Source organism: Flavobacterium cupreum (assembly GCF_003996965.1).
Taxonomy (GTDB): domain Bacteria; phylum Bacteroidota; class Bacteroidia; order Flavobacteriales; family Flavobacteriaceae; genus Flavobacterium; species Flavobacterium cupreum.
In genome coordinates this window covers 1-20,968 of sequence record NZ_QWDM01000009.1, presented here as the reverse complement: position 1 = coordinate 20,968, position 20,968 = coordinate 1, and the positions used below count along the sequence as shown (strand labels likewise).

General features: G+C 35.8%; 20 protein-coding genes. 3 read left to right on the top strand and 17 right to left on the bottom strand.

The genetic code is table 11. The features are described 5' to 3' along the window. Positions 1-7 precede the first annotated feature (7 nt). The 8 genes from D0817_RS14820 to D0817_RS14785 all read right to left on the bottom strand — a co-directional run bounded on the left by D0817_RS14820 (position 8) and on the right by D0817_RS14785 (position 7,926). The gene (locus D0817_RS14820; RefSeq protein WP_127339163.1) at positions 8-1,465 is read right to left on the bottom strand and encodes an ice-binding family protein; all 1,458 of its coding nucleotides are present in this window, start codon (positions 1,463-1,465) and stop codon (positions 8-10) included. 427 nt (positions 1,466-1,892) lie between these two features. Continuing rightward, entirely contained in the window at positions 1,893-2,588 is a 696-nt protein-coding gene (locus tag D0817_RS14815; protein ID WP_127339162.1) for a pseudouridine synthase, read from the bottom strand. A 198-nt stretch (positions 2,589-2,786) separates the two neighbouring features. After that, positions 2,787-3,680, bottom strand: a complete 894-nt coding sequence (locus D0817_RS14810) for a hypothetical protein (RefSeq protein ID WP_127339161.1) — start codon at positions 3,678-3,680, stop codon at positions 2,787-2,789. Between the two features lie 22 nt (positions 3,681-3,702). Beyond that, positions 3,703-4,113 carry a DM13 domain-containing protein gene (locus tag D0817_RS14805; RefSeq protein WP_127339160.1) on the bottom strand — a complete coding sequence of 137 codons (411 nt, stop codon included), beginning with the start codon at positions 4,111-4,113 and terminating at the stop codon, positions 3,703-3,705. Between the two features lie 180 nt (positions 4,114-4,293). After that, positions 4,294-4,998, bottom strand: a complete 705-nt coding sequence (locus D0817_RS14800; RefSeq protein WP_127339159.1) for a hypothetical protein — start codon at positions 4,996-4,998, stop codon at positions 4,294-4,296. A gap of 34 nt (positions 4,999-5,032) precedes the next feature. After that, positions 5,033-5,719, bottom strand: coding sequence for a phosphopantothenoylcysteine decarboxylase domain-containing protein (locus tag D0817_RS14795; protein WP_127339158.1), 687 nt, complete (start codon positions 5,717-5,719; stop codon positions 5,033-5,035). A 23-nt stretch (positions 5,720-5,742) separates the two neighbouring features. Continuing rightward, on the bottom strand, positions 5,743-6,510 hold the full coding sequence (locus D0817_RS14790) for a DUF1223 domain-containing protein (RefSeq protein WP_127339157.1): 768 nt from the start codon (positions 6,508-6,510) through the stop codon (positions 5,743-5,745). Between the two features lie 141 nt (positions 6,511-6,651). Further along, a complete protein-coding gene (locus D0817_RS14785; protein ID WP_127339156.1) occupies positions 6,652-7,926 on the bottom strand; it encodes a hypothetical protein in 1,275 nt (424 codons plus the stop codon). Positions 7,927-8,605: 679 nt separating this feature from the next. On the opposite strand from D0817_RS14785, the gene D0817_RS14780 reads away from it, so the two are divergent. After that, on the top strand, positions 8,606-9,316 hold the full coding sequence (locus D0817_RS14780; protein WP_127339155.1) for an NRDE family protein: 711 nt from the start codon (positions 8,606-8,608) through the stop codon (positions 9,314-9,316). Positions 9,317-9,578: 262 nt separating this feature from the next. Continuing rightward, on the top strand, positions 9,579-10,259 hold the full coding sequence (locus D0817_RS14775; RefSeq protein WP_127339154.1) for a Crp/Fnr family transcriptional regulator: 681 nt from the start codon (positions 9,579-9,581) through the stop codon (positions 10,257-10,259). A 116-nt stretch (positions 10,260-10,375) separates the two neighbouring features. Here the strand turns inward: D0817_RS14775 and D0817_RS14770 are convergent, their stop codons facing one another. Then, the gene (locus D0817_RS14770) at positions 10,376-10,771 is read right to left on the bottom strand and encodes a RidA family protein (RefSeq protein WP_127339153.1); all 396 of its coding nucleotides are present in this window, start codon (positions 10,769-10,771) and stop codon (positions 10,376-10,378) included. Positions 10,772-10,925: 154 nt separating this feature from the next. On the opposite strand from D0817_RS14770, the gene D0817_RS14765 reads away from it, so the two are divergent. Beyond that, the gene (locus D0817_RS14765) at positions 10,926-11,804 is read left to right on the top strand and encodes a helix-turn-helix domain-containing protein (protein WP_127339152.1); all 879 of its coding nucleotides are present in this window, start codon (positions 10,926-10,928) and stop codon (positions 11,802-11,804) included. A 65-nt stretch (positions 11,805-11,869) separates the two neighbouring features. Here D0817_RS14765 and D0817_RS14760 read toward each other — a convergent pair whose 3' ends face one another. The 8 genes from D0817_RS14760 to D0817_RS14725 all read right to left on the bottom strand — a co-directional run. Then, complete coding sequence (locus D0817_RS14760; protein ID WP_127339151.1) at positions 11,870-12,442, bottom strand: DUF1349 domain-containing protein; 573 nt, start codon at positions 12,440-12,442, stop codon at positions 11,870-11,872. 282 nt (positions 12,443-12,724) lie between these two features. Further along, on the bottom strand, positions 12,725-15,142 hold the full coding sequence (locus D0817_RS14755) for a TonB-dependent receptor (protein WP_127339150.1): 2,418 nt from the start codon (positions 15,140-15,142) through the stop codon (positions 12,725-12,727). Positions 15,143-15,264: 122 nt separating this feature from the next. Continuing rightward, positions 15,265-15,861 (bottom strand): peroxiredoxin-like family protein, encoded by a 597-nt coding sequence (locus D0817_RS14750; RefSeq protein ID WP_127339149.1) that lies wholly within the window; start codon positions 15,859-15,861, stop codon positions 15,265-15,267. A 272-nt stretch (positions 15,862-16,133) separates the two neighbouring features. Next, entirely contained in the window at positions 16,134-16,448 is a 315-nt protein-coding gene (locus D0817_RS14745; RefSeq protein ID WP_202866482.1) for a DoxX family protein, read from the bottom strand. Positions 16,449-16,909: 461 nt separating this feature from the next. Then, a complete protein-coding gene (locus tag D0817_RS14740; RefSeq protein ID WP_127339148.1) occupies positions 16,910-17,572 on the bottom strand; it encodes a hypothetical protein in 663 nt (220 codons plus the stop codon). Continuing rightward, on the bottom strand, positions 17,554-18,582 hold the full coding sequence (locus D0817_RS14735) for an RHS repeat-associated core domain-containing protein (RefSeq protein WP_202866481.1): 1,029 nt from the start codon (positions 18,580-18,582) through the stop codon (positions 17,554-17,556). Before D0817_RS14735 ends, D0817_RS14740 begins: the two co-directional genes overlap by 19 nt. Before the next feature lie 142 nt (positions 18,583-18,724). After that, positions 18,725-19,324, bottom strand: coding sequence for a hypothetical protein (locus tag D0817_RS14730; RefSeq protein ID WP_127339146.1), 600 nt, complete (start codon positions 19,322-19,324; stop codon positions 18,725-18,727). Positions 19,325-19,327: 3 nt separating this feature from the next. Next, the coding region (locus D0817_RS14725; protein ID WP_306462218.1) for an RHS repeat-associated core domain-containing protein at positions 19,328-20,968 on the bottom strand (1,641 nt) is incomplete at its 5' end.

Sequence of the window (20,968 nt, the reverse complement as noted above, 5' to 3'; positions counted from 1 at the left end):
ATTTTATTTATGGGACGTTAACAGTCGTATTGACCATCGTAACAGAAGCGACCAGAGATATGGCTCTTCCGTTTAATACGGTTTGATTTGCATTTCCTGCAGTCGAAAAAGTAACACCTGAATTGGCGATAATAGTCCCTACCATCGTTCCGCCGCCGGCACTGTTGATCGTTGCTGCACTACCTACATACCAAAAAACGTTTTTAGGCAAAGCACCATTTTTCATTATGACACTTTTTGCACCTGTCGGTCCTGCAATTCCAACCGTAAGTCCGGAAGCAGTCTGGAAAATCCAGGTCGCATTAGGGTCGCCTTGTGCATCAAGCGTCAGATCTCCGTTGCTGATTTTAAAAGTACCACTTGCTGATTTATACACCCCCGGAGCTAAAGTCAATCCGCCTAATTCTCCCGCATTCGGATCTGAACCACCCGGTTTTGCAGCCGGCGAAATACTTAAGTAAGCCGCATTTGCATCTAATAATCCTTTTTGTGCAATTGCTAAGGAGGTAGCTGTTCCCGGAACCGGAGGTGCCGAAAAGATATCACCCGTAACATTCCCGACATTTAGAGGCGTTTCGGTATACACCACAAGCCCATCATGAAATCCTGTAATCAGGGTTGAAGCGGCGGTTGTACCCAGGCTTCCGTTGTTGATTACAGTATTTAATCCCTGATTTGTAATTCCGGCGTTACCACCAAAAGCGCCAAACATAGCAGCAGAACCAAGATCTATAACTAAAGGTGCAGGAGGCAGGAGCATGGTTGTAAAGTTCCACACATAGTCAGCAGCCAATGAAGTCCCGGCAGCACTTTTTGCCCCGGTTGTAATCGTGGCGGTGTAAATTTTTCCTAATACAAGTGAATTGGTTGGTTTAAACGAAGCCGTAGTGCCGGAGTACGAAACCGTACCCGCAATTGTTGCAGCACCCTGTTTAAGCGTAAAGGTAGTGGCATTGATAGAAGCAGCATCCATGAGAATACTAAAGTCAGCCGTTACCGTTTGATTTAAAGCAACATTCACAGCATTATTTAAAGGATCTGTGGCCGTTACGGCAGGTCTTAATAGTGTACCTGTCGAAAATACCCATACATATTCAGCCTGTAAAAAATTACCCATGACGTCTTTGGCCTTTGTTGTAATTCTGGCCGTATAACTGGTATTCTCTGCAAGTAAAACTGCCGGTTTGAAAGACGCTGTTCTTCCGGAGTAGGTGACCGTTCCTGCAAGAGGAGTCGTTCCGGTCACAGTAAACGAAGTTGAAGTAATAGAAGCCGGGTCCATTTCTTCGTTAAATGTTACGGTAATAACCTGTTCCAACGGAACGTTGATGGCATTACTCAGTGGAGTGGTAGATTCGACTACAGGACAGACTCCTTCGACTGCTTCGAAATCATCATTTTCGCATCCGGTAATAAATGCGAAACATACTATAGCAAATGCTACTATTAAAATTTTAATTTTCATTTGTATTTTGTTTAAGAATTAGATTATTTGATGCAGTAAAGGTGATGTCTAATGGTACTTAAACATTATACAATTCAGACTAAGAGTTGTATGATTAACACTATTTTTTTTAATAAAACTTATAAGAGAAGAGGTATGTTGGCAATAAACAAGAGCAGAAGCCGCCGTGCTAACGGGTTTTTTGCAAAAGCACAACGTTATATTGACATTTGCTTACATAATTTGGTCAACGTAATCATTAGAAATCGGTTAGAGCAGGAGAGAAGTACTTTTTGAGAATAGCACTAAAAAAAACAGCCAGAAGGCTGATTTCATAAACGCTACTAATGTGCTGCGTTATTGTAATATCGTAGGTCTGCCTTGTATGCACACTGCAGTAATAGAAAATGAAGGACAATATTGGTTGTGCTGTTTTGTTAAGTATATTTTATTGATACTTACTCAGATCCAGGTTAAGAATGGTACCGACTTTACTAAACTCCTCATTAATCTTTGCATTCAGGATGAGTTTTTGATTGTGTATGGGATGATTAAAAATTAACTGATGGGCATGAAGCATCATTCCTTTCAGCTCAAAATTTTCCAGCCATAATTTATTTTGTTTGTTACAACCGTGTGGGCGGCTTCCTAAAATGGGATGAAAAATATGTTTGAAATGTTTTCGTAACTGATGCATACGTCCGGTTTCGGGAATCGCTTCTACCAGACAATATCGTGACGTTGGTTTATTGTTAAATTCTAAATCCACTTCGGCATTTTGTAAACGATGAAAGTAGGTTATGGCATTTTGTGTAATGTCATCATCATTGGTTAAATCATAATCTATCGTCAGTTCTTTGGGTGACCAGCCACGCAAGATTGCTAAATACTTTTTTTCGACTTCGCGTGTGGCAAAACGATCATTCATAATTTTCAAAACAGCTGTATCCAGCGCAAATAACAAGACACCGGATGTTTTTCGGTCTAACCGATGAACAGGATAAACGTGTTGCCCTATTTGATTCCTCAATTCCTGAATAGCATACACTTTTGCGTCGCGCGCATAAAATGATTTGTGAACCAGCAGTCCGCTTGGTTTATTAATGGCAATAATATATTCGTCCTGGTAAAGAATTTCTAACATCGGGCAAAAGTAAAAGAGATTTTGATTGAAATCTCTTTTAGGGCTTATTTATTTTTAATTCGGGGGCAGAGTGAAAATTCTAAATTCCAGAAATCCAAACAAGCCCAAAGAGCTTTATATTGGCTCATAAGAAGAATTCGAAAATATTTAATGGCTCTGACTGTATAAATGAGACCAATAATTTCCTTCTTTCAAAATTTAGAATCTTGTTTTATAGCTAATTCCCACAGTATATTTCCGCGTGAGTCCATCAGGCCTGATATCACGAACAACAAAAGGGGTTGCCAACGACAATTCAATACTTGCTGCTTTGAGATTATACGTAGAAATAAGGTTGCCATTAACAGTTAAGCCTTGTGAACCGGCAATAGACAGCCTCCTGCCATAAATATTTTCGTAAGTATCTTCACCAAGATGATAGATAAATAAAAGATTTGGCTTAAAGGTAATTTTTTTGGTTGTGATGGTGTAGATCGTGCGAAATAACATATCGGGTTTCCTTTCAAATAAATTCGTAGTCGGAAAATCAGCTGTTCCTGAATATTCTGCAAAGTACGAATTTGCGTTGATGTTAAAAACGGGAATTTGCAGAGCCGCATTTAAGTCAAATTTTTTATAACTAAGATTAGCTGCAGTCAAAAAATCAAAAGTACCCAGGCTGCTTTGGTAATCCAGTGGCAAAGGATGGTTGTTGATCTTAAGGTTAGCACGATTAAATGGTATTTTGGCACCTGCGGTATAACTCCATTTAAAAATCTTTCCGTTGGCGGGTTTATAATTTACCAGTAAATAGGCATCCCCTATAGAACCGCGTTGGCCAAAACTCCCGCTTGCAAAAGAAGAAGTGATTTTTGCGGCTGCGTCCCACCTTTCATTGAAATTTCGTGTATACGTAACAGACGGAGAAAAATACTGTGTGTCCGATTCCCCCGCACCTAAAATGGTACTTACTTCTATTTGATTTTTAGCCGCTTTATCAGGGTTTTCCTGTAGTGTTCCTATACTGCATATTCCCGCATCGCTGCAACCCTGGGCTTGTAGGAATTGAAAAAAAAAGGTGGAAAATATAAGTGGGATAAAATACTTTTTCATAAGGATATTATTTTGCGGTAAGTTAGGCAATAGCGAAGAGGTGATTGTATTGTTGGCAGTTAATTAATACATATTTATAGGTATTAAAATCTACGCCTTTGGGTATAACATAGGTTTGCGACATGCCATTTCCCAATGCGCCCAGGTTAATGAATTCATTCGGGTTTGGGGAGGTGGAAAGGTAGACTTTCAGGTCAGGCCCCCTAGAAATGGAAAAACCTTCAAGCGAAACTTTGTATTGTTCCCCATCCAGATAGATCCCAGCCTTGCCCGTAACATCAATTCCCGATGTAGGCGTAAATACTCCGGAATATTGTAGCACTGATTCTGATAGAACAGGAGTTGAACCAACCTCCGTTTTTGTGAGTTCACCTTCTGATTCGCAGGAAATCATGAGGAAGGAAACTGCCAGAGAAAAAAGTATATATTTCATGTTACGTATTTAGTAAATCAAAAGTAGAAGACTAGAAGATAAGTATTTGTCAGCCACCTTACATTGAATTGAAAATTAAATGAATAGCTTTAAACTATAAGATCAGATAGCCTGACCAGTATAAAGAATGGCAACTATTTGTTGGCTAATGAGCCATTTTTTCGTGAAAAAAGCTTTTTTTTATTCCTTGCAGTAAATGGGAATTGTGTCTATATATTTCTGAATTGTTTCCGGATTTAGATAGCGCTCTTTTTTAGTCGTATTAGCTACATTATTAGCACCACGCCAAAAATCTAATTTAATATTTTCCCTGACTGATTTACTCCAGTCGAGCAATTGATAACCTAAACCGTGTTCGATACAATATAAATCGGTCTGACTTTCAAAAGCATCTACTTTATCTTTTGACAATAGTTCTATTCGTAAAAGGTTCATCATTTTACCAAAGCCCTTGGTGCTGTAATCTGAAACGTGGGAAAGTTCATGTCCTAATACACCAATCTGAGCATTAAAGCTTAGATTTTCCAGTAGTATTGGCTTTAGCTTCGGGATAGTCTCTTTGCTAATCGTAATATAATATTTTCGTTTTTTTGCAGACTTAAATAACCCAAAAAAATCAGGTCTTGCCGATAGTGGTGTTCTGGTTTTTTTGATACGAAATTCAATTCTTGTATTTTTGAGTTCCGGAAAATAAGACAGCGCAATTAGAATTTGAGCTTCATAAATGGGCGGTACAATTTTATTGGTTCCGTAAGCTGATTTCAGGTATTCCAGGTTGTAATCAGCCGCTTCTTCCCGAACAAAATTTTCAACTATCACTTGCGCTAATCCCTTGGTTGTGATTATAAACGTTATAAAAATGAGCAATATAATTTTTGTTTTCATCTCTCTTTCTATTAAAAAAACTATGATAATAAGTTTAAACTAAAATCTTTTTTTCTTTTTCATCCAGTTTAAAGCTGTTTTTAAGTTGATTAATGATATCAGTGGCAACCTCTTTTTTGCTTTTTAATTCAAAGGCATGAAAAGATAAATTTTTTGTAATAATTGAAATCTTATTGGTATCGTATCCAAAGCCTTCGTTTACATTTGGTGAATTGATTACAATTAAATCGAAATTTTTCTTCTTCAATTTAGCAATAGCGTTCTCGTTAATATTATTGGTTTCCAAAGCAAAACCAACCGATTTTTGATGCGGTTGTTTTACTTTACCAAATTCAAAAGCAATGTCTGCATTTTTGATAAGTTCCAAATTAGTTTCTTCCTCAATTTTTTTTATTTTTATTTCGGAAGTTATTTTTGGAGTATAATCCGCAACTGCTGCACAAAAAACAGCTCCGTCAATGGTTTCAAAATATTCCTGGCAAGCTTTAAACATTTGACTGCCGCTCAGCACCTGAATAATTTTATGAGCTGGAAAGGAAGATTTAATAGAAACCGGCCCACTTACTAAAATTACGTCCGCACCTAAATGATGTAAGGTTTCTGCAATGGAATAACCCATTTTTCCGCTGCTTTCATTAGAAATAAAACGAACTGGATCTATGTATTCTCTTGTTGGTCCGGCAGTGATGAGAATTTTTTTGTTCTTAAAAATGGTTTCCATGGCTGTAGTTTTTGATTGATACTTTAATTAATTTCTGTTTTTGCTGCTCCCGTAATTTCTCCGGTATTTTTGTTTTGAAGGTATACAATCACCATAAAGTCATCGGCAAGCCATCCTGATTTAAAATGGAAAGAAGCACTATTTTTAAATTGTGATTTAGGCGTATTACTTTTGAAATCATACACAATATTGTAATTGGTTTGCGTCAATCCGCTATTTTCACCTCTTTTTATATTAGTTATTTCTTTTTTCTTTACTAAAGCGATATTGATATTGGTTTGGGTTGAAAGCTCAGTTATGCTGTATTCAATATTTAATTGGTCTTTAGAAACGGTTGCATTTTTAATAGTAATCTGGTTTTTCTTTTCAATGGCTAGCTCCTTGTTAACTACTGTATTTATTTTACTTTCGTTACTGCCGGTCAATTGCGTTTTTCCATTAATAATTAGTTGTGGTGTATAAATGTTTTGTGACTTAAATAGTGCTGCATAATTGCGTTGCCTTTCTGAAAATTCTGCTTTGCTGTAAGGATCTTTCCAGCCGATATAATCCCAGTAATCTATATGAAATGCCAGCGGAATTATATTGGGGTTATTCTGTATGGCATATTTTTCGAGAATGGCATCAGCTGGGGGACAACTGCTGCAACCTTGCGAAGTAAACAATTCAAGTACAACAAATCCATTTTGTTCTTTAGGGGCAATTGCTTTCTTTAAAGCAAAGCTGCTAAGTCCGATAAAGATCAGCGCTATAAATAAAGTTTTGATGGTAGTATTAATTGAGTTTTCCATAATTGGTATTGTGTAAAAAATCTGATAGCCGTTCCGGGTTTTCACAGTGTAGCGACAGAAATGTCTTTGAGTATAAAAACAAGGGCTTCCCTAAAGAAGGGAAGTCCCTGTTTAAAAGTCAATTCTAATGAAATGATTTATTTAAGGTTTTAGCACTGTTCCGTATTCTTTTCCAATAGCAGAAGACTCTGGTTGCGAAATTGCCGGACAATTGATCAGTAAACCGGATGGTTTTAATCCTGCAATCAGTTTGCTGCTTGGGCCTGTAGCAGGATTTCCAATAAAATTGGTAACATCACCACTTGCAACCAAGCCTGCTAAATCATCTATTCCGGTTATAATTCTAACTTTATTGGAATTGACTGCACTTAAGGTCCATTGAGAAATGTGTGCGTCCCACATAGGTGAATAATCAAGGTTTTTTGGACCAAAAGGAAAACAGTTAACAGGATCTATTTGTTGATTGTTTTTTGCACCAACGTTTAATCCCTGCGACAGCATAATATTGGACTGATTGTTTACACCTGCAACATCTGGTCCATTCGCATTAGGAGAGAAACCTAAAAAACAACCTTCCGGAAATTGTCCAAAAACGGCTAATTTGCTCAATCGGGGTGCATAATACCCTAATTCAATTGATGCTGGTCCAGGATCGTTAGATTCCGTTACAATATGGTAGAAGTAACGTTTTCCGCCTCTCCATCCGTCCAGTAACTGAAGGGATACTCTTCTTTTTACTTTATCCAGGTATGGATTACTCTGATTGTCTTCACCAATGGCTCCGTAGTGCGGAATTCTGTCATGCACACCGGTTTTATTTGACATTACTTGTGCATTTATAACAACGCCACTCGGTAATCTGCAGAAACTGGACCACTCGGCATCAGCCTGAGCACCCGGAGTTACAGCAGCAGGAGGAAAGGACGTTAACGGCAATTCGTTAGAAGTACCGGCGGTAACAGAACGTTTACCGGAGAAATCTACTTTACCCTTAAATGTAATGATCCCATCCTTAATGGTTACCTCTTGTCTTCCTTCCGGTAATGCGTTTGCCATCCTTGGAGCGTAAGAAACACCAATCGCTTCTGCAAATTCTTTGTCTGAAGCTTCTGTAATAATATAATCTACAACCTGGCCGTCAGTATCAACACCTTTGTATAAAGGAAAAGTTGCAATAGGGCCGGCAGGATTTGTGCTGTAGTTGCGCAGTTTATAACTAACACCATAAACCGATTTTAAACTAACATCCGCCTCAGCCGGGTAAGCTGTTGGATTTTGGACATTATAAGGCGTACCTCCATAAGTAGCAAATGCGGATAAAAGCGCCTGGGCTTCTGTAATTTTTGCGGTTTCATCGCCGCTGTTGTTGTCGTTGTCGTTGCAGGAAACCACCATTGCACCAACAAATAACATCATAAATAGTTTTTTTAACTGAATCATAATTTTTTATATTATTTAAATTTATAATGGTTCAAAATTATGCCCGGAGAAAAAAGAGATATGTCAGGTATTTTACATTTCAGGAATTTTTCTGGTTTATTTAAGAAATATTTATCGAACAGCGATTGCTCACACAGGAAAAAATAATGTTTAATACATTGAAATTCAGTGTTGAATCTTGTGTCGTCTGATTTTTTGTCAGTGAAAAAAAATAAAGATGGAAAAGAAGCAAAACAGATCAACTACAAGCATGCATTACTAAAAATAGCTTTTGGGCAGGTTTGATGAAAAGGTAAATTGAAAATTGATCCGTAAAACAGTCTCCAAGGGAATCCTGATAATGATCTTCTACGCTATCACAGCAAATATCGTTTAGCTTTTACCAAATTCTAATTATTTGTGTCAAGTGTAAATTAGCCGACATTTTCTTTCTCTATAGTACAATACATTTACAGCCACAAAAGAGGTAAAAACATTAATTCCATGAAAAATTACTTTTATATTTTAAGCAAGTGCATTGCTGTAGCAAAGGCACAGAATGTGATTGTCAAATCGGCAATTGCTATAGATTCTGTGTTAACTCGAAAAATAATCGCGAATCTTGCTACAACAGGTGACAATTTAAGCGTAAGTCAGTTAACTAATATAAAAACCAATGTGTACAGTCAGTTTTGTAAATACTAACGGAGTTGTAATTATTACATCAAACCGGGATGAAAAAGTGGCCCGCCCCAGTGCAATTGAGCCAAGAAATTATGGTCACAACGGAAAAGTCATATTATATCCAAAAGATCCTGAAGCCGGTGGAACCTGGTTTGCAATTGATGAAAACGGATCTGTACTGATTTTATTAAATGGCGGATTTACAAAACACATTCCGGTATTGCCTTATCGAAAAAGCCGCGGATTAATTGCTTTGGATATTCTGTCCAATGATTCACCAAAGCGTTTCTGGAAACACATTGACCTGAATAATATCGAGCCGTTTACACTGGTTTTGTATCAGGAAAAAGAATTGTATCAGCTGATCTGGGACGGTTTCGAAAAGAGTGCCACCAGATTAGATGAATCTCAAAACTATATCTGGTCATCGGTTACTTTGTATCCTGATCAGATTAGAAGGAAGCGGTCCGACTGGTTTTTTAATTTTTTAAAAGAGATAAATAAAATCTCAGCCTTAGAAATACTTAATTTTCATAGAAACACACATAGTGATGATTCTCAAAACGGCCTAATTATAAACAGGGCAGACAGGATGAAAACGCTTAGCGTGACACAAACTGTTATAGAGCAAAACAGATGTATCATGAAATATTATGATTTAGTGAGAAAAGAAGATTTTTCGACTTCGTTTATTCGAATTTAAAAACAGGTATACAGGAAACTATTTTTTCACAAAGTAACTCAAAAAACAGCCCGGTTGGATTTTTGGCACGTTCTCCGGGATCAGTTCTGCAGTCCTGTTTCCCGGAAAGAGTATTTGAGCCTTGACCTTGTTGGTTTTATAATGATTACCAATGGGTTAAACCTGCAAATATTGCTAAATGGGGTTTATACAATGGTATGAACGTTACCGATAAAAACTTTATCATGACTTTTTTATATTTAGATAGTAAATAAATTTTAGTATGTACGACGAGATCAAATACTGGTACTTAAGAGACCATAAACTTTTTAGTGTTTTAAGCTTTTCGCAAATCAGGCAGTTATGCATCATAACATGCTTTAAAAAAGCAAAAAAAGGAGAAATAATTTATTTCTCGTCTACTGATGTACCGCGCATTTTTTTGCTCAAAACCGGAAACATAAAAATTGTCTCTTTAGATGAAGATGGTACAGAAACAATTAAAGATATAATACAAAAAGGAGATTTATTTGGCGAATTAGATCTGGTTAATGATCTGAATTCAAATGAACATGCCGTTGCACTCACAAATGAAGTGAGCATCTGCAGTTTTCTACTGTCAGATTTTGAAAATTTACTTTTGAAGAATCCAAATTTGGCCATTTCATATACCAAGTTCGTGGGATTAAAAATGAAAAAAGTAAAAAACAATTATTCTAATTTAATATCTAAAGATGCCAGAACACGATTAATTGATTTTATAAAAGACTGGGCTGAAAAAGAGGGACTAAAAAAAGATAATTATTACACTATTGAAAACTATCTGACCCAGGCTGATATTGCCCAGGTTATCTGTACGTCAAGACAGACAGCAACCCAATTACTCAATGATTTAGAGCAGGAAGGTTTAATTAATTATAATCGTAAAGAATTAGCGATTAGGGATATATCAAAATTCAGATAAAGAAGTTAAATCTTTTTGGCTTTGGGGCCTGTAAATGCTAACAGAAATGAAAATGCATAATACTAAAGCGGACAATCTTTTTTTTAAGATTGTCCGCTTTATTTTAGCTGTAAAAATTAGTGGCTTACTACGGCCGTCACTTCAATTTCAATGAAAATATCAGGTCTGAATAAACCTTTTACTTCCAGAAGCGTGCTTGCTGGCGGCGTTTCAGGATTAATATATTGATCTCTTACTTCTCTGTACACGGCAGTTTGCGAAATATCGGTTATGAAAACACCAAGTTTTACAATGTCATTTAAACTCGCACCGCAACTTTCTAAAATGGACTTGATATTTTCGAAAATTTGAACCGTTTGCGTTTTTACATCATGACCTGCCAATTCTCCTTTTTGGTTAAGCGGAATTTGTCCGGACAGCACCAGCATTTTTTGATTTCCCATTGGAATTTCTACAACCTGAGATAAGCCTTTTATCTCGAATACTTTTTCTGAATTTTTAAACTGTATCATATCTTACTTATTTTAATAATGTAAAGTTCAGTTTTTAATCCATCAACGATTTTGCTAAAACTTCCATATTTAATGACTATTCCTTTCAGTGTAATTTTACAGCAATCAGGCGTAAGTAGCGAACAGTTTTGTATTTTTGCAAAAATGAATATCGATGCATATTTTCAAAGAAGCAGAAAAGAATTTATATCCCGGAACACATATTGTTTTATCATCAGATAAAATTGGCACGACAGAAATTTGCCGGCAACAGCACAAAACCCCGTTCCATAAAACGAATATGCTAAAAGAGCATTATTTATTATTCGCCCTGGAAGGAACGAATGAATTACAAATCGGCAATCAGTTCATTTCTTTAAAAAAGGGAGAAATGTTACTGCTAAAAAAAGCGACATATGTAGAGATTGTAAAGAGAGGCGAAGCAGAGGACAATTTTATGTATGAAAGTGTCTCCTTCTCTCTAAAAAAAGAGATCCTCCTTGACTTTATTAAATTAATAGCAATGGATGATTATCCTAAAAATAAAACAGCAGGGAATGAAATTTTGGTGCATTCTTACGGAATACGGCTGCAAACCTTTTTAGACTCCATAAAACCCTATTTTGATGCTGCTGAAAAGATAAAAACAGGTTTATATAAACTTAAAATCCTGGAACTGCTTTATGACCTTTCAGACGAAAATCCAATATTTTTGCAACAGCTGGTGAATCTGAACCGTAGCGAAACCCGTGATTTAATGGCCGTTGTAGAGACAAATTATCTTAAGCCTTATACCCTCGAAGAACTGGCTTATAAATCGGGACGAAGCCTGTCGGGTTTTCGTCGTGAGTTTGAATCCTTATTTCAAACCACACCTGCCAAATGGATTCAGGAAAAACGATTACAAAAAGCTAAAGAATTGATTTTTTCGACGCAATTAACTATTGCAGACATTTGTAGTGAGGTAGGTTATGAAAATGTTTCTCATTTCTCGCGTTTGTATAAAAGTCATTTTGGCTTTAATCCAAGCGAAACAAAAATTCGTTTAAAGTAGCAGAATTAACATTTTTTCTTTTCCGGGATTAAACCTTACTGGCTTTTGCCCTTACAGCAAATGCATTAATTGCCATCTCTGAAGTTTTGGACACTACCATCGGTTACGGTTATAAAATCCAATTTTCCCTCGCATTTGTCCCCTAATGGAGCCTGTATTCCAAATCCAACTTTTACAGTAGAAGGCAGGTCTAATCCAAAACAACGAACAAATCTCCACTTGTCGCCATTTAGCGAATAATGAAGGCCCCATAAGTCGCCTTTACGCGTGATTCGTAACCAGCATTTGTCTGATGGGATTAATTCACCATTTGCATCGTCCGACCAAGTGTCAGTGATCACTGATACAACATTATAGGATGTGTCAACGCCCAGTTCAACGGCTAATTTTATCCATCGGGTTTCAGTGTCTCTGACCATTAAGAAAGCTGCATCGTAGGCAGAGTTCCCCTTGGTTTCCACTTCGGCCTTAATGGTAAAATCCCCGGTTTTTTCGATATAAAAAAATGAAGCGGTATCTTTGACATATTCTTTGTACTTACAAATGAAATCAGTTTTGGCATTTGCTGCAAGTTGAAACCCAGTGTCTGTGCTCGTTATTTTGCAGGCATTCAGACTGCTGTTAAAAGTAGTGGTCATATTTAATTTTTTAATTTGTGTTATCTGAAGTTTAAAAACAACGCTGACTGCTATAATTTGTTGTTGAAAAAGTTATCATTTCGTAAAAAAATGACGCCGACAGTTGGAACCGCCTTTTGTCATTCATTAGCAATAACCGATAATGCAGAAATTGCAAATCCGGAAGAAATCAGGAAATTCTAATTTCTTGTCTTAATGAGATAAAAAAGACCTGAAGTTGGCAAACTCCAGATCTTTTTCTACAAGCACTAATTCAAAACATTAAAATTGGTAATCGTTTGATTAAATCATTCCACTACCGCCTTTATTATTGTAATCTTCTCTTTGTTTACGTTCTAAATTTTTGATTTTTGCACCACCGAAATTATATGTTAAGCCTAAATACACGGTTTGGCTTTCCCAAAGAAACTGACCTGTTTGAGGGTAAGGATAAATACCTTTAAAAGCATATCTCATCGTATTAAAAACGTCATCGAAGCGAAGGCTTATGTTCATCTTGTTGTCTAACAAGGTATAACGTGAACCAATGTCCATTGTGTACGTTTCTTTTCTTTTTTGTTGAACCCGGTCAACCGGTCCTCTGTAAAAACCGAATAATAAAAAGCTTAAACGTTTTGCAGGTTTAAAGTTTGAGTTTATACGCGCATTAAATGCTGAAGTTGTAACGCTGCGTTGCAGTGGCGAATTTGTACCGGTTACCGGATCAAGCTCAAATACAATACCTTCTTGTTGTATACTCGAAAAATCAACAGAGGGCTGGATATCCCACCATTTTGTAATCTTGTAATTGGCAGAAAGATCAAAACCATAAGCAGTATTGTGATTGTAATTTGTATAATTTAAAATTTGCTTGTAACCTGAAGGATCAGTGGGGTCAGGACTTGACGTTTGACTTATCTGATCCTTTATGCTTCTTATAAAAACACCACCGGTAATACTGCCTTTTTCAAAAGTTTTAGTATAATTTACTTCAACAGAATTGGTAAACTGAGGTCTTAGTTCAGGATTTCCGTATAAACTAACAAGCGGGGTTGAATATTCACGGATCGGTTTTGTCTCCTCTAAACTGGGTCTGTCTACCCGACGGCTGTAACTAAATTGAAGCGTATTTTTTTCATCTAAATTATAAGTAAAATAGGCCGACGGATATAAGGTAATATAGTCATCATCAAACTTAGCCTGTCCATAATTTAGGTTGGCAGCTACTTTATAGCTTTCAAAACGAGCACCCAATTGGTAACTGAATTTTTTGTATTTCTGTCCAAAGGTTACATAGGCTGAGTAAATATCAGTATTATAAGTATAGTTTGTAATTTGATTTTCTCCGGGCTCACCAGGATTTACCCTGCTGTAATCATTAGCTGTTCGTGTGATTCTGGCTTCGGCTCCGGCTTCAAGTGTCGTTTTGTCGTTCAACGGATTGGTATAATCAATATTTAAAGTACTCAATTTTCTGTCATCGTTCTTGAAGTCACTGTAAAAAGTAGCGCTTGAGGTGTTTCCGGGCTTTGTCGTTTGCGTGTCAAAAGCAGCATTTTGAGTTTCTTCGGTATCACTATAATTTCCCTCAAAATCTAATGTATGTCCTTCTTTTTTAAAGATGTGTTTGTACGCTAAATTATAAGTTCCGGTTGTGTTTGGCCCTTCGTATTTTGATTTTTGATAAATATTTAAAACATTTGGATCGCCGTTGTTATACTCAATAGCAGTATTTACGTTTCGTTCTCCGGTAGATTTGTTCTGATTGGTATAAAAAGACAAGGTATTGCGATCATCGATCAAATAATCCATCCCGGCTTTATACAAATAATTGTCATCATCGTTCGAAATTTCTAATTTCTGGTTAACATCCTGATCGAGTCTCCTGATTCGGCCATTGGTAAAATTAGTTCCAAAATTATCACCCGCATTTCCAAAGAAATTTACTTTTCCGGTCTTGTAATTCAAATCTAAGGATTGATTGTATTTTGCAGTTTCTCCAAAAGTAATACCACCGCTGTAACTTCCGTTAAAACCAGTATTTGCATTTTTTTGCAGAACAATATTGATGATTCCCGACATTCCTTCCGGATTGTATTTGGCACTTGGATTGGTAATCAATTCAATTTTTTTGATTGAAGTCGACGGAATTTGTTTTAACAATTGAGCAGGATCAATGTTAGACGGTCTGCCGTCAATTAATACGCGAACATTATCGTTTCCGCGAAGCGAAAGTTTTCCGTCCTGATCTACGTTTACAGACGGAATATTTCGCATAATATCTGATGCCGAAGCTCCCGCTGTAGTGAGATCCCTTCCGACATTGATTACTTTGCGATCAATTTTTTGCTCAATTGTAGAACGTTCTCTAATAATATTTACACCCTGCAGCTGCGTTGCTTCTTCTTCGAGGCTCACTTTAAGAGTGGCTTCTTTTTTATTGTCGCTTAAAATTATCGAACCGATATATTTTCTAAATCCGATATATTGAATTTCTATTGTATAGCTTTTTAAAGCTAAGTTATTTATCGTAAAATCTCCATTGTCATCAGTGTTAATTCCCGAAACGACCTTTCCGTTATCTTTGATGGTAACTGAAGCGTACGAAATAGGGGCGTTGTTCGATTTTTCGGTAATCCTTCCGGAAACTTTTCCTGGATTTTGTGCCTGAACTGCGGTCATTACACTTAGTGATGCGAACAGGAGAAATTTTAATTTCATAATGTGATAAGGGATTATTGTGATTGTTTTTTTATTAAATTTTAAATATGAATTTTAAAGCTGCTGTCAGTACTCTTATTTAGGCAATAGTTTCCAATCTTGTTTTCCTGCGGCTTTTCCTCTTATTTTAAATTTTTCAATACGGGAATCAGTATTTCTGTCTTGAGGCGGCGTTTGTAATCGGGAGAAACATATTCAAAAAGTATAGTGCTTTCGCGATTCACCACAAAAACGGAAGGCACTGGTAAGAAATTAGTATTAAGCCCGTCAGATTTGATGTAAATGACACTTTTGCGGTTATCCGGAGCTTCAAAAGCAATTCCCATAGCTTTTATTAATGCTCCTTTTGAGTCAGAAACTAAGGTGTATTTTAGTTTGTCGTCCTCTTCTGTTACTTTTAAATTCTCAGGAGAATCGGGACTTACCGCAATAATTTGATATCCCAGATCCAGAATTTGTTTTTCGGCATCAGCCAATGCCTGCAAATGGATATTGCAATAGGGGCACCAGCCTCCACGATAAAAAACAAGAACTGTCTTTTTCTTTTTAAGCAGTTCCGAAATGTTTACATCTGTATTATCGGATAATTTTAAAGTAAGGTTTGGAATCTTTTTTCCTATTATCAGGGGAGTGATATCATCCGCAGATTTAGCAATGAGGTTTTGTGCACTAGTAACCGAAGTGAAGGTTACTAAAAAAATAAAAAGCAATTTTTTCATAGTATATGGTCTTACATCTTTTTTGATGATGCAAAACTATTGTAGTATGAAAAAGTGAAATGTCAGCTAATTTACACTTGTCGCGAAATAATTATAATTGGGTATTATAGGGAATGAGAATTTTCTTTCTGATGTCGCTCAAACGAGGATTGTTTTCCATTTTATTCAACAATCGTGTAGCGGTCTGTCTTAAAACTGGCCGCCATAAAAGTAATTATCTGACAGCTGTGACAACCAATAGAATTCAAACTACGATCTGTTTTGCGCTTTTCTCAGCACTTATTTATTTTATGAAATGAAAAATAAGAGGTCAATAAAAGGGCTAATCCCACTATGGCAGATAGAGCAGAAAGTAAGGAATCGCCTGAGGCCAGATGAGCTATAAATCCTGAAATCACGGTGATGGCAAACCCTGCGTAAGCCCATTCTTTTAAGTAGCCTTGTCGTACCGGAAGTACTAAAACGAGTACACCAATAATTTTAAAAACGGCTAATTCTATACGCAGATAATCAGGCAACCCAAAATGCATACAAAGTTGCTTTGCTTCTTCAGTTGTTAAATAAGCATACGCATTTTTACTATCCAAAGACAAAAAATTCCCGTTGCTATTACATAAATTATTTTTTGTGATTTCATTTTAAATGGTTTTGAAGTTACAACGCAAAACTAATAGGTCGAAAAGCTTTTGGGCGATAACATTTGTTATCAAATCTTACAGCTGTTGTTTTGCCAATTTGCTTTTATGTTCACTCGCATTTGGGTTTTAGATCAAGATCCAATCCTTCCTACAATCTTGTTTTGTTCCGGCTTTTTCTGTGGTGGGGAAAAAATCAAGCGTTAATATTTTGGAATTCAAGGCACTGTGTTGAAATCCTCCCTGTAAATAATCGGTGATTGTTGTACTGGGTTTTCGACTGTGCTCAAGAGTTCGCAGGCCAGCAGGGGCCAAATTGTCAATAATACTATTTCAACTGTCAATAAAATCACCGTTCCATAAGCATATAAAGTGATAGTAAAACCTTTTTTTATTGTTGGAATTTTTCACAATTAATTTCCTGTTTTCACATGTTTTTTACAATCATATTCAATCTGCTTAAGTAAGCCCCCATTTTCAGAATATAAAGATCCAATTACTGGGTAGTAATTCAAACTTAATATGCCACTGGCTGGTCTTGGATAATTGTCATCTACTTTAATATATCTTAATTTTTCATTATCAAATAAAACTGAATAAGGAGTTTTGGCTAAGGAAGAAAATCGAATTATTTTATTTCCATCACTTAAAATATAACATTCATAGTTCCAATAATCCACACCAATTCCAGTTGCTCCATGTGATTGTCCTATCAAAATCAAATATTGTATATTATGTTTTTCTAAAATATATGATTCTGAAAAAAAAGTGTCTTGATAAAATTTCTCAATACTTTTAAAATAATCTTTTTCTTTTATTATTGAATTTTGTAGCAACTCATCTTTCATAATTCTAAAATAATAAGAATCCGTTTCATTTTTATTTACTAAACCAGCTTTTAATATATTTTGAACAATTTTAAAGCAATATTTATCACTTTTATTATCTGCTGTATTCGTTAATTCTATTTTCTTAGAGCGGTCAAAAGTAAAAAAGATAGATTCTTTTTTACACGCTGATGTGGAGAAAACAATTATTAATGATATAATATATTTTTTTAATTTGAACTTGACCATTTTTTTCCTTGATTTTGAAATTTACTAAATGTTGTTTTATCAATAGCCCTTGTTGTTATAAGTTGATTAGTGCCTGATGTCTCTTTTAAATTCCAAAGATTATGCCCTGGATTTGAAAATTTAAGCCCCCAATTTAAGTAGTGAGAATTTGTTGTAATATCTGTACCGTCCCAAAAATATGCGCCTTTGGTAATATCAAGACTAGTCATTAAACCTGTCGCAATTGCTTTATGTATATTTAATTTTTTATTTTCTACCCCTGCACCGCTTTCATTTTGATATGCATACTTATATGTGCTGTTTTTTCCTCCACTTGTTTTCCATACACCATAAACTCCATATGGAGTATCTGCTGACAGTTGATCCATAAAACTATTCCCTTGATTATTAGCTCTGTTTTCAAGTACATTAACAATACCTAAAGTTTCTCCAAAACTGCCTGAACTTTCTGCATATAAGGTCTCCGCCAAAAATATAAATTGTGACCTAGATAGATTTAAATTTGAACTAGAACCCTCTTTTTTAGAAAGATCTTTATTATATTGATTCTTATTATTTGTAAAATTTTCTTTCGCTTTATTTATCTCGGAAGTCGTCGCAGCAATAACCTGATCTTTTCCATCATTTATCTGCGTTAGTTCTCCAGTTGAAACATCTAAATAATCTGTCTCTAGCATACCTGTGGGATCAATAAACCTCAAAGGGTTATTATAACCATAACGGTAAGTAGACCATTCCGGTTCATCCTCCGCTAATGGATCAATATTCACCCATCTTCCAAGTGCTGGATCATAATTTCTGGCGCCAAAGTCATACCAATTCAACTGAGAACCCCCAATATTATCATCCTGTAATTCCTTTCCGTTATACCTATATTTTTGACCCGGATTAGAGGAATTAACCAAAGAATTATACCCTTTATGCGCAAACCCAAACGGATAGTAATTGCTTTCCTCAATAATTTCGGTATTGTTTACAATGCCATTGTTATCCTTATCACTGTAACTCAATCTCACATTTCCTAAATGATCTTTTTATTGATAAACATACTCATAAGAACTTCCCGAAAGTTGTACATAGCCCTCTGCGGTGGGTGAAAAATTAAGAATAATGATTTTAAAACTCTTTATGATCTTTTTGTTTAATATCAAATTATTTATAAATATCAACATTGACACAATTACTTAATTTATTCAAGTCTATACGATTTTTAATAACTACTTTTTTTAATAAAAACGTTTTTTTCTCGTTAGAAAAACCTTCATAAATTGCATCTCCTTTCATTGAATATATACCAATGAATTCAGGACAATGAGAACCACTACAATAATCAGAACCATGAACTATATAAAAATGTTGATCTGAATTATTAAAAAGACACATTTTATAAATTGGTGTTTCAGTTGCGCTTAAAATCTTTCCACTAATTGTCCTTTTATTAATGTTCTTAAGAGGTAATTTATGCTCTTTCACTAATAAGTTTTTATTGTAAAATAACAATTTTTGAAATGTTATTATCGGACTACTATATCTGTCTTCTTTATAGTCGATAACATTTAGGGTATCAGTAGAGAATCGAGTTACAATCTGTAAAGAAAAATCCTTATTACTTAAACTGCTTACACTTTGATCTTTTGATTTCTGTATTTCTTGTTTTTTATACGAAACAGCTTTACTAATAATTTTGTCTTGCTTACAAGCAATAAGCATCAATAATAAAAGTACGCGTGTTTTTAAAATTTGGCTTAACATATCTTAACGTTTTGTTTTTACTAGTTGTCCCACTGGAGTTGCTATACCTGAACTTCCTTTCAATTCTTGTGCTCTATAGTTGTTTATTAATTTTTGAACTCCTTCACCCGTAAAATGTTGCAATGAAGTCCATCTAGCTTGGGTTGTTACCTTAAAGTCTTCTCCACTTCCAGATTTTGCCGCTGTAAAACTTGATGATGTCATATTATTAACTGCAGCAGCATCCTGACTTTTAGGACTAAAATCACTTCCTTGATAAAATCTAGCCAAAAATTGATACGCTCCTGCAGCTGAACCTCCTGAATCAGTATTAGTTCCAGGATGGTCGTTATATGCTTTTGGATTTTCAGCATACTGATCCTCTGTAAAATTCTTATTGTTATTCCAACTATTATAATCTAACGGTTCATTTTTGCTACCTGCTTCTGTTTGTTTCAAGGTTGAAAGTGACGCACGCAAATTAAGCTCATCATTTGAAATATCCTTTTGCTCAACTTTAAGCCCAACGGATAATCCTGCAGCCAGAGTTCCTGCGACCAAACGCTTTGACTCAGTTTGGGTTAATTGTTGACTACTATTTGTATGCACTAAATACACTGCATTATCTTTAATGCCATCATTTCCTACGTGCTCACCTTTTAAATTGTATAAGTCTCCTGGGTCTAATGCTAACATTCCATCGGGGTCAACAAACCTAATTGGATTATTATAACAATATGTATAGGACGACCATCGTCTCGAAATTTCAGCCAAAGGATCAATATTCACCCATCTTCCAATTGCAGCATCATAATTTCTGGCGCCAAAGTCATACCAATTTAACTGAGAACCCCCAATATTCTCATCCTGTAATTCCTTTCCGTTATACCTATATTTTTGACCCGGATTAGAGGAATTAACCAAAGAATTATACCCTTTATGCGCAAACCCAAACGGATAATAATTGCTTTCTTCAATAATTTCAATATTGTTTACAATGCCATTATTATCCTTATCACTGTAACTCAATCTCACATTTCCCAAGTGATCTTTGTATTGATACACATACTCATAAGAACTTCCCGAAGGTTGTGCATAGCCCTCGGCCGTGGGGAAAAAATCAAGCGTGAATGTTTTTGAATTTAAGGAACTGTACTGAAATCCTCCCTGTAAATAATCGGTGATCGTTGTACTGCGGGGCAGAACAGCTGTTCCTGCTTTAAAAACTGTTTTCCCTGTTTTCTGACCACTTGCATTGTAAATGTACGCAATATGCCCGGTCGTACCAAAGGTTATCTTAGTGGGTAAGTTAAGATGGTTGTAGGTGATCGCCGTGATGTTTTTGTTCTTGTCGGTCGTCATATTTCCATTGGCATCGTAGGTATAATCATTGCCTGTTTTGTTGAAATCATTAAAACCACTGGTGTTGTTGCTGTTGTCTGCTACGTTGCCCAATTGGTTGGAGCTGGCCGCATAAGTATATATTAGGTCGTCAATTCCTATGGGTTGGATTAGCGGGTCTGTGTCTCCATTTCGTTTCAGGGACAGAATATTTCCGTTTTTATCATAGGTTAAACTTTCATTATAGGCATTGGTCGTCAAACCGTTTTTTCCGTAAATCGCATTTTTCAACCGGTTCAGTTTATCGTATTGATAACCGTAACG